The 11,272-nt window shown below is 56.9% G+C and carries 7 protein-coding genes; 5 read left to right on the top strand and 2 right to left on the bottom strand.

Annotation, left to right across the window (positions count from 1 at the left end):
- Together AN233_RS00030 and csa3 are read right to left on the bottom strand one after the other, a co-directional pair.
- Positions 1 to 889 (bottom strand): Cdc6/Cdc18 family protein (locus AN233_RS00030; RefSeq protein WP_058364834.1); only part of this gene is annotated, 889 nt, incomplete at its 3' end.
- Positions 890 to 1,131: 242 nt separating this feature from the next.
- Positions 1,132 to 1,797 (bottom strand): CRISPR-associated CARF protein Csa3, encoded by a 666-nt coding sequence (gene csa3, locus AN233_RS15890; protein ID WP_080508251.1) that lies wholly within the window; start codon positions 1,795 to 1,797, stop codon positions 1,132 to 1,134.
- A gap of 445 nt (positions 1,798 to 2,242) precedes the next feature.
- Here csa3 and AN233_RS17765 point away from each other — a divergent pair, with 445 nt between their 5' ends.
- The 5 genes from AN233_RS17765 to AN233_RS00005 all read left to right on the top strand — a co-directional run.
- Positions 2,243 to 3,106, top strand: a complete 864-nt coding sequence (locus AN233_RS17765; RefSeq protein ID WP_245625908.1) for a hypothetical protein — start codon at positions 2,243 to 2,245, stop codon at positions 3,104 to 3,106.
- Positions 3,103 to 4,026: a hypothetical protein gene (locus AN233_RS00020; RefSeq protein ID WP_058364832.1), complete on the top strand. Its 924-nt coding sequence runs from the start codon at positions 3,103 to 3,105 to the stop codon at positions 4,024 to 4,026. Before AN233_RS17765 ends, AN233_RS00020 begins: the two co-directional genes overlap by 4 nt.
- Entirely contained in the window at positions 4,026 to 7,100 is a 3,075-nt protein-coding gene (locus AN233_RS00015; RefSeq protein WP_058364831.1) for a hypothetical protein, read from the top strand. Before AN233_RS00020 ends, AN233_RS00015 begins: the two co-directional genes overlap by 1 nt.
- Before the next feature lies 1 nt (position 7,101).
- Positions 7,102 to 7,926, top strand: coding sequence for a hypothetical protein (locus tag AN233_RS00010; RefSeq protein ID WP_058364830.1), 825 nt, complete (start codon positions 7,102 to 7,104; stop codon positions 7,924 to 7,926).
- Positions 7,927 to 7,958: 32 nt separating this feature from the next.
- Positions 7,959 to 11,272: DEAD/DEAH box helicase (locus AN233_RS00005; RefSeq protein WP_218055023.1), on the top strand; the 3,314-nt coding region annotated here is incomplete at its 3' end.

The following is an 11,272-nucleotide window of genomic DNA, read 5'->3' as shown; positions in this document are numbered from 1 at the left end:
CGTCCTCGGAGTAGCGTTCGTGGATCTCGCTGGGCCCGACCGGGCCGTGTTCGCGAACGATGTCGTAGACGACGCGCTGGTGTGGCGTGAGTGAATCGATGCTCTTCTGCTTAATCTGGGCCCGGGCATCCTCGGCGGCGTCCAGGAGGATGTCGTTGGTGATCCGCTCCTGGTTCTCGCGGTCGGCCTTGCTGGCCGCTGTTCGAAGGATGCCGATTGCGAGGCGGGCGTCGCCGGCGGCCGCATCGGCGATCCGGTAGAGCTGGTCGTCGGTGATGACGTCCTCGTCGAGCCCCCACTTTGCCCGAGCACTCAGGATGTCGTACAGCTGCTCGTCGTGGTACTTGTCCATCCGGACGTGTTCGCTGGAGCGCAGCCGGCTCACGAGGCGGTCGTCGACGCGGCTGAACAGCTCCTCTTCTTTGTTCGCGATGCAGATGATCGCGAACTGCGGGAGGCTGTGGAGGTCGTAGATGACGCTAGGGTCTTCGAGCTGGTCGACCTCGTCGAGGATGACGACCGTTCGCGGGCCGTCGTGCTGCTGAAGCCGGTCGACGAGTTCGTCGTGCGGTGTCGACTGCCGGTGGATGTCGATGGTGGCGCCGAGATTGTCGAGAATCTGGTAGAGCGTGCGGAACCGGGTGTAGTTGCGCCAGCAGTTGACGTAGATGGCCTCGACGTCGAGAACTTCTTCCCGAAGTCGTTCCGTGACGAATTTCGAGATACAGGTCTTCCCCGTTCCGCTGGGTCCGGTGACGATAGCTGTGTCGGCTGGTTCTCCGTTCGTGATGGGCTCGAGAACGCTGGAGAGGTGGTTGACTTCGGCATCGCGATGCTCAACTTCCCGAGGGACGAACCCGGCGCGGAGAACGCGAGCATCGCGAATCATTTGATTCTGATAGACTGATTTTCGGCCAGGTCATAAAAGCCTGACCGGGTTGTTTCCGGAAAGGCGCAATTATGGCTTTCGAGGCCCGGTTTAACCGAGCGGAGTCATTTGATTTCTGTTCTCAGAGTCCACTACTTCCGGGAACACAGCAGCTTTGCACCCCCTGTTCATCGAAGGTTAAAAACGGCACTTTGTCATCCCCTGGTCAGGATGTCAAAGAGGAGCGTAGATCGGGTGTAGTGCTACCCCCGGTGTATATGATTATTAAATTCAACACCACTCAGAAAAATCCGTCCGCTATCTGTCTGTTCTACAGTCTTCGTTCGACCTTCTTTAGTTGTTTGGACGAATCCTTCCGATTCTAGACTGTCAACGTGGCGAGCAACAGTACTTTTGGACTTCTCGAGCTCGGTAGCAATTTCACTGATAGACAACGGTGTATCTAGGTCTGTTAGATCCGCGAGTAGCGTTGTCTCAGCATTGGAAATATTCCCCCGAAGGTTCAATTGAGGGATCCGACGCACACTACTGTCAATATCACCGACTTGGAGTATGGTATCAATATAGTTCTCGTTGGAGAACGTGGCAACCGTTAGTGGAAGTAGGATCTCTCGCGCACCACCACCGAGGACGACTATCGTTTCACCTTCCGCCGCTTGTATAAGGTTTGTACAGAGAAGCGTCGTTTCTACAAAATCTGTATATGGAAGTTGCTCGGACTCCAACTCGAGGTCTGAGACCACCTGTGTCAACACATCTGCCACTTCTTCGAATGCGTCCTCGCTTTGATCGGAACTTTTCGCGGGTTGGAGGAGTACAACCCGATCCGACTCGTCTAAACCTTCGCTTAATACCGGTCGAACGACACGTCGACTGTCAAATCCTAGTGGCGCGAGGTACGTTCTCATACCTGTAATATTCTGTCGAGCCCCTGTTACTGTTCCGAAATAGTGCAACAGTAGTCATCAGATTAGGTTGAAAACGGAGTCCAAAATGCGTCTCACTCAGCAGTTCCTCGGACGGACCTCTTCACTGTCCCAGATTAATGCAATCGATGGAGAACTGTTTCATCGACGATAATTATTTGATGTCTGGCTAGCAACTGGTGGTCGTTCGCACACCATGTGCCGGTTCATGGTTACCACCGGTACAAAGAGATACATCTCTATAATTATAATCTATCCGACATATTTATGCTATCGGGGGTATGACTGGTTCACGGAAGCATATATCACGAGCAGGTCGGAGAAGGCCTGCATCCCGTAGCTACGGCTATGGGTAATTGATGCGAAGGAAAGGCGTCACCCCATCCCACACAGACGCCGCAAAAAACCCAAGCACCCCAGGTGAATGATGGACCCACCCGACTCAGAGACGCCAGCACTAGCGGACTTCATCGGAACACGAGATTCATTTCTCGTCATCCGAGACCCACAACTCGCAAAGACTGGTTCCCAGGCCCGCGCACAACTCAGGTCACTGCCGTTCCTCGCGCAGTTTGGCCTCCGGCATATCGCCCATCCCAGCATCTACGACAACGGACTACGACTCGTTGAATACGACCTCGTAGCGAACGAAACGCTACGAAAGAACGGTGTCGATGATGTCGAATTCCCGCTGGTTCACTACGTCAGTCAGGAAATGCTGACTGGTGAACTCCAGGATGAGGACAGTACCTTCGATGAGCAGGATGTCGTTCGGCGGCTACTTCGAGCGCGGCCAACCGATACGACGTACGTACTGGTCACCGATACGAGCACCCCGAAGATGCCACGACTCACGAAGAAACCCGGTAAGTCGTTCATCGACGAATTCGAGTGCTCGGTCGCGGATTACAAGGGGCTGCTGAAACGGTACCTCCAATACAACCTTGACTCCGCCCTCCCCTTGTCAACGACACAGAACCTGTACTTCCACCAAGTGTCAGCGCACCACAAGCGCGCCGGTATTGAAGCTGGTTCCATCCCAGATCTGTTCGATTACACGCGCATTCCCGCAGACAGTCCTGCATGGGATCCCCTCTACTACCTCATCCGCGAGGACGTTGACCAAGTCCTCGAGGATTACTCGGAACGTATTCGCGAAGCACTTCGGTCTTGGACCGAGCGCGGGCCGACTCAGAAGGTCGCCAACAGCATGCTCGACATGATCGAGCGGGTGGATTTCGAGGAGGACCGGCTCGATAACTACCGCTACCGTCATCAAAAGGACACATGAGTACGACGTACACACCGGCGAGTCACAAGCCGGAAAAATTACTCACCGGGTTCATCTCGGTGCGAGCACCGGAACTCAAACACATCTGGGCTTCACTTCAGGGAACGACGAGCGCCTCAGAAGTCGCGAGTAAGTTCGGTCGCCCGTCCGGCAGCGGGCTCAAAACGAACCACGTCGAAGACTCACTGCGCTTCCTGAACGCTGTCGACCTTGTGGAGAGCCCGACAGGAGATGTACTCGACACCGTTGAGCGAATCAATGATCGCCACTTCGAGGGATTGCCTTTCGAGGCGCGCTTGCTGTATCACTGCAACCAGCAGGGCAGTCGTCAGAGTCATTTCGCAGATATCCACCGAGCGCTCTTGAGCGAGGGAAGTAGGACAGTGAACGCTGGCCGGGACAATATCCGGACGATCCTGAAGCGGGAGACTGACTACGACTTCTCTTGGACAGACGAAAAAATCGATATGTGGGTGACGCTGACTGAGCAGCTGGGCCTCATCACTGAGACCGAGGACGGCCTCGTTTTGAGCCCCTGCCGTGCGTTGATGTACGACGCCCTTGCGCTCGCTCCGACCACCTCGAGTGAGGACCCCGACTACGACGACCTCACTGTCGACGATGGCGAGGTTCAGCAGATGCTCAACTGGGTTAACGACAACCTGTTCACCATCTACGAGGCCAGGACGGGAACCCCTAAGATCCACCCCGCTATCGCCGACGTACTTCGGAACATGGCCGAAGATGGCGTCGTCGACCTTTCAGCACCTGGAGATTCACAGAATGAAGTGAAGCTCCCACCTGAAGACCTCAACGATGACGCCCGCGGCAATCGGCAGGACGTGACGTACGTGTCGGTTCACTCCAAACCGAACGAGACGGCTTACCAGTACCCCCTCGACCAGTTCCTCACCCACTAATGAGTCAACAGACTCCGAAATCGACGGCAGGCAACGAGATGCCCAGCTATTGGGACGACCAGCAAGTCGACCACTTCATCACGTCTGAAGCGCACACGAAAAAGAAGACGCCAGAACAGTTCAAGGAGACACACGTCGACATCGACCGGATTTACGCGGAAAACCTGACGCCGCTCGGTGTCTCCGGTGAATTCGTCACCCAGGAAGACGTACTCAACGCCATTACGGCGTCGAGCCTCGACGACCCCAATCGTATCTTCATCCTCCGAGGCGAACCTGGATCTGGCAAGTCGCAGCTCTGTGAGTGGACAAAGTACCAGATCAACGGGTACGGAGAGGACGACGAGGGGATCGAGGACCGAGTGGCGCTCCACGTGTCACGAAGCCAGACCCGCATGGACCAGATTCTCGACATCCTGACTGAACCCTTGGATGTCGACACCGATGTCCGCAACATCGACGACTTGGACCCCGACGATGCGGCCGCTGCAATCGTCGAGTACCTTCGCGGTATCTGGTCAACAGAACATCTCAGTGACGAAGAAATTCGTGAGCTGACGGAAGCTCGGGGAGACAAGAGTGACCTTCGCGAAATCTTCGCGAAGAACATCCGGGAGTACCAAGAGGCTCTCGAATCACGCGACGAGAACCCAGATTTCAACCTTCTGACCCGGACGGATTACCGAGACCTTCGGTTACAGTTGAGCTTCGGCAACAAGCTCACCGAGAACAAGGACGTGTTCTACTCGGTCCTCAAGAACGAAGCCCACGAGTACCTTTCCCGGAACCTCGTCGGGGACTTCAAAGAGCTGCTCCAAGAATACTCGCAGCGGTATCAGGACCAGGGCATTCGACCGACACTCATCTGCGAGGATCTCACGACCTTCAGCGTACTGAAAGAGCAACTCCTGGACCACATCTTTGAGCTCGGGAGTAGCAGCTTCGACATCGTTCTCGGCTGGACGATCGGCTGGGAACAGGACAACATCAACGACGCGCTCGCCCGAGCGGACGCTGCGACGTACATGAAGGGGCGCTCGGAGGGGTATCTGACGATGACCGACGAGAACGGTGAGGCATACTTCCTTGACGACGACGCGTCCGTCGCACTCGCCCGGTCATACCTCAATGCGATCAAGCGGAACTCCGACGTTGAGGGTGCCCCCGAAGAAGTCGAGAAAGCGTTCGACGACATTTACCCGTTCAACGAGCGCTTCATCCACGTTGCATACAGGCAACTGAACGACGAGGGGAGTAACCGGAAGACGCCGCGGCTCTTACTCCTGCGGGTTGTCAAACACTGTCTGAAGTCGAGTTTGCCGCCTTACGAGGCGATGAAGTCGAACTCGTTCGTCGACACACCGACCTTCGAGATCGACATGAAGTACGACCAGATATACCAGGACGTCAGCCGGTGGTACGGCGTCCCGGTCGACGAAGGAATCGGTGTCAAGGTCGGTATTCTCGAGACCTTCGACATCGACCTCCCCGACAGCGACAAAGCACCGGTCAAGGGTGAGTACGTGGTGTTCGAACGGGGAAGGGGTAGTGCCGTCATCGAGAAAATCAAGAATCCGCCGACACCGGAACACGACGTTGACGAAGACGAGGAAACCGACGAGAGCGGCGAAGAAGACGACGAAGAGGCCGGGGAATCAGAAAAGGGCGAAACTGAGGATGAGGAGGAAGAAGTCGAAGTCATCGACGAACCGGAACTCACGGAGGAAGAGCGCGAGCGCCAGCAGCAGTTCCAAGAGTTCCAGGACTGGGTAACGAGCGGGGAGGAATACCCGAGTTCAGATACGCTTCACGACGGTGCCGTCGCGACACTCGAACGCTGGCACGAACCCACGCGCCTCAGCAATCCCAACGCGTCGACGCGTTCCGCCGGAGGGATCTACTACGCACGCGGCGACAGCATCCCCGTCTCCATTCAGGGTGACCAACAGCGCCAGGCCAGTATTGACATCGAAATCGAGTGGGGACCCGAACACGCTGACCTCTATACCAGTATGCTCGAGTATGGGCTCTTCGATGTGTTCGATCCCCAGACGACGGATTTCGACCAACTTCGCGCGTGGGCTGATACGAACGTCGCTCAGTTCAAACACGAGATGCGCGAGGAGATCGAGAACTGTCTTCCGTCGGAACTCGACATCGAGAAGACGCTGGTGCTTGCCCAGTGCTTCCTGATCAACTCGGCACGTGGCGTCGAGTTCGAAGACGGGGGGATTCAACCTGACCTCGTTTTTGAGGAGTACGACAGTAATCAGCCGTACGGGAAACCAGTTTCCGAGCACTTTGATAGAGATAGTGCGTTTGGACAGGCGTTCAGCGACCTGACAATGTCGTCCAGCGACATCAGCGACCTGATCGAGGGGATCTTCCTCCTCAAAAAGAACGTCGTGGACTACGAGCGTCTTTCTGAAGCACGGCGTGAAATTTCGAATGACCCGCAAGCGCATGTCGACGCAGCGCTCATGATCGACACTGCTGACCTCGCGGACGCGTACAAGGTTGGCACGACACGTAACAAGGCGAACACGAAGCTGTCGAGCCTGCTCGATCGGATTTCCGACTACGCTGCCGAACTCGATCGCCTCACCGTCGAGGAGGACGCATCCCACATTCAGGAAGCACTCGAACCGGTGGAGCGCTGGTACGATAGCAGCCATACCGTCGACGACCTGGCCGAGTGGTTCGAGACCCTGTATGAATGCGCTGGAGCGGTGGACGTACCGATTAAACCGAGTTACGAAAACGCCTACGAGACGCTAACAGAATCGCCTGAGGAAGTGAAGCTATCGGCGTTCATCGCCGACGTCGAGCAATTCCAGAATATGGAGGACACAACGGGTATGACGCTCATTGCCCGACTTCATGACTTCGCCCGTAGTCAGCACGAACAGGACGCTTGGGACATTTACGAGGCGTTCGACTCGCTCATCGATGACCTCCAGGAAAAAGACCATGCGACCGGTGCGGATCTTGAACACCGTATCAAACAGCTCAGCGAGTACAGCGACTACGAGCAGAAGCGCCAGAAAATCATCTCCGTGACGGAGGACCTGTGAGATGTCCGGGACACAATCACTACCCACCGCTGTCGACGCACTCGAGGACAAGGCTCGAAAGCACAAGCAAGCACAGAACACCCAGTATCACGTGTCGATTGCTCGCCATAATATCAGCGAGATTAATAGTGAACTCGACGACCTCGAAGAAGCGCTTCGAGACCTACGGTACTACAAGACGGTTCTCGAGGATGCGTTCGGTGGTTCAGCACCGACGATGCTCGGTAGTGCCGTCCAGACGGCCGAGAACGTGGTCGACGTTACCCAGGACGATCTGCTGGGGAACGTCAAGAGCAGTGAGATGTCGGACGACGAGATCTCTCTCGACGAGGATGAGACTGAACCGAAAGTCGAACTCACGTCCGAAGTTGAGACTCACCTCAGTCAGATTCGCTCCGCAAAGGAGCAGGTCGAAAACGTCAGCGAGACTATTCAGAGTAAACTGAAGAGTAAGCGAGACACTTGGAGTACGCGAGTCAGCGCCGCTGAAGAACTTCAAAAAATCCTCGGCGGCCAGAATTCGGACTTCTCGCGTACGCTCAATCACATGCACCGCCTCCTAACCCGGGATCTGATGGATTCCAGCGGGAGCGCCTCCAAGTTCGTGTCCGAGTGGGAGAACGCTACGGACAGTTGGGAGAAACACCAATCGCTCCAGAGCTTCGACGACTTCAAAGAGAAACACGACCTGTCGGATTCGACTATCGAGGACGTGAAGACACTCAGCAAGTCCCAGCAGCTCACGCTGGCCGACGTCTCCATAGAGACCCTCGAGGAGATGAAGCGCGTCGACGAACTTGAGTCGGCCGTAGAACTCAGCCTCTGACAATGAAGGACCCCGCTGCCCGCGCGGAACAGATGCAAGGGGCCTACCGCGACTACTTCATCGGTCGAGGGGGACGCGCCGCTCGCAGCGTAGCGCATCGATTAGCCGACGGTGAGAGCGACGTCACAGGAATGCGTGGGCCGTTCCTGCAAGCTCTCGACATCCCAAACTGGAGCGACCGCTCGTGGGATACTTTCGCCAGGTCGGCCCACCTCGAACCCCACATCAGACGAGCGTTCTCGGAGATCGGGTTCGAGAGGCTCTACGACTTTCAGGAGCGGAGTATCGAGTCGATACTCGACGGTGACGACACGGTGATAACTGCCGCGACGGGGCGGGGGAAGACTGAGGCCTGGCTCATTCCGATTCTCAATCGGATCCTGGAAGCGAAACGCCACGAAGAGGACGTAGGAGACGACACGAGCGTCAAGGCAACGCTCATCTATCCGACCAAGGCGCTTGCCCAGGACCAGTTGAAACGCCTCCTCCAGTACCTCTACCTCATCAATAAGCAGCTCAAGTCGTCTCAGCGCATCTCAGTCGGTATCTACGACGGGGATACGCCCCGCGACGTGAGCGAGTCGGGTGCGGAAGGGTACCTCAATTCCACGTTCAAGCACTTCGAGTGTCCAGGGTACAATCCCGATCTTGACAAGTGTCAGGACTGCGGTGGTGGTGTCCGCGTCAGAAACACCGGTGCCCGGTTCAAGCTCATTCCGGAGAAAGCTCAATGTGAGGACGACGAACCGAACGACGTACCGCTGGACTTCCTCCGACTGACCCGGTACGACATCCTGGAAAACGGCGTAGACATCCTCCTTACGAACCCCGACACCATCAACTACCGGCTCATCAATGCCAACGCAGAGGACGAGCACCAGCGGTTCATTTACGAACCCGAGTTCCTCGTTTTCGATGAAGTTCATACGTACGACGGGCTGTTCGGAAGTTACACGTCGACGTTGATGAAGCGCGTACAGGCGCTGCGAGAGAACCGAGACGTCGACGACTTGCAACTCATCGCGAGCAGCGCGACCGTCGAGAACGATGTCGAACTCTTCCAGAAAGTCAGCGGCGCCGTGGACGTCACACAGGTGAGCGAGTCGCCGCGTGAGCTCGACGTGACGCTGCCATCGTCCGTCCCGGAAGAGCTTACGTCGCACAGTCTGTCCGTCGACCGCATTCTGCGTGCGACGGGAATACCGGACGACGCTGTTCCGGGGCTGGACACGTTCGATTACACGCTCGAGGAGGCATCGAGCTACGACCGGGACCGCCGGGAGACACTGGTCGCCGATGCCTTATTCGACCATTTGACCGGCGCTCACGACGATCCCGGCGTGCAAGTTGTACAGTACGTCCACCAACTGCTCTACGACGATCCGCTGACACGCTCGGAACTGCACGACCAGTTGGCCGAGACCTTCGACCTCGATGAGACAGGTGTCGATACGCTGGTGGAGAACGTCCGCACACTCGGGGAGTTCTCCGGAATCTTGGAAAACCGCAGTCACATGTTCTCCTGGCCGATCGACGGGTTCTACACGTGTGTAGCGTGCGAAGCCGTCTATCGCTCGCCACAGGATACCTGTCGGGAATGTGGATTCGAGTTCGTCACTCGTTCCACATACTGTCGACACTGTAGCGACGAACATCTCGTTGCCTGGTACTGTCCCGAGTGCGATCAGTTGGAACCGTACACGCCCACCGAACACGGATCAGTCGGGCAGGACGAGGACCACGTCTGTACCCGATGTGAGGGCGCTCGAGACGACCCCGTGCAGATGGTTCGTGCCACGTTCCAGCCATTCTTGGAGTGCCAGGAGTGCACCCATCGGGCAGAACGGACCACCATCGACCAGTGTTCCGACTGCGGATCCCGTACTGTCCGGACAGACCCCGAGACGGCGACCTGCATCAATCCACAGTGTGGCAGCACCCAAACAGTCGAATTCGCCTGTGAGCAATGTGAAGGCTCTGTGTTCGAAGTCGCTAGCGTCGAAGGACGATTCGATTGCACTGAATGCGGCGCTACGTACGGACGTCCTGAAGATGCCCCAGAACGTTGCCGAGAGTGTAATTCCCCACTCGAAACGACTCGGCACCTACCGTGGGTCTGTACGAACGACAACTGTGATCGGATTCACTTCCGAGATACCCCCGACCAGTGTCAGTGTGGGTCGTCGTCGTTCGTGAAGCGAGGGTTATTCGAGATCCAGTACGACCAGCACTGCCGGTCGTGTGACACCGCGTTCGTCGGGGAAGGATGTGGTTGTGACGATCCCGACATCCACGAGAGAACGGGCTCTCATCAGGCCTACAAAACGCTCGACGCACACAGTAGAGTGCACTCGATGAGTTCTCAGGGCTCGGCTGTTCCGTGTCCACACTCATACGCTCGCTACGAAATCGGAAGTCGGTTCGACGAGCTGATGCGCAGCCCGAACAACCTGGCGGCGACGACATCACAGTACCTGATGCGTGCGGTCGCTGACGACGAGGGACAACAAGCTGCCAAACTCCTCTCGTTCGCTGACTCCCACCGCGACATGAAGGAGCTCAGCAGGGACTTCTCCGAGCCCGAGACCGAGACGCTACTGGACCAACTGCTCGTCCGTGGCGCAGTGAACGACGATTCGTCCTCGTGGGTATCATTCGACGATGTCCTCGAGTACGCCGACGAGTCCATCGATAGCCTCAACGAGTCGCTGGAACCGCCACGAGTGGCGAGGAACGTCGAATTCGACCTGAAATCGCGTCTCAAGGACCAACCTCGTAAGCGGTGGGACGACGATGATGCACTGTACGACCGGCTCACGCGGCGTGCACTACCGCACACTTACAGTCAGCGTCTCGGGGAACGTGACGACCCCCTCTCGGAAGTCGGTCTACTCGACGTACGGTTCGCCCCCGGGCTGGATGCCCTTTCTGGTGACGAACGGGCAATTGTCCGCGAACTCGTTGACGAGGGGAACGATTACCGTGTGGCGAACTTCGAAAGTCCCAGCCCGAGTAGAGAAGCCACCGAGGTGGTTGCCGATCTCGTCGAACGGGGTATTCTCACGTACGGCCACTCCGACGAGTACGTCTTGTTCGACCCGTCTGCGCTCGAAGTCACCGTTGCTGGTGGTGGGGACAGCATCGCTTTCGATCCCGAAACAGAGCGGTACTACACGACACTCGAGCACCAATTCGGCCTCGACAGTCAATCGGCAGTTCAGTCGAACGCAACCTTGTCGGAACTCGCTTCCGTGTCGCATCCGCGCTTCACACAGCGTGCTCACCGGGTAGAATACTCACAGACCCGTATTTTGGTTTCAGAGGAGTATCTTGGAACGACAGAGAA

Source organism: Haloparvum sedimenti (genome assembly GCF_001462205.1).
In the GTDB taxonomy this organism is placed as follows: domain Archaea; phylum Halobacteriota; class Halobacteria; order Halobacteriales; family Haloferacaceae; genus Haloparvum; species Haloparvum sedimenti.
Note: the sequence above shows the minus strand (reverse complement) of the source record. Positions and strands in the feature narration are given on the sequence as shown.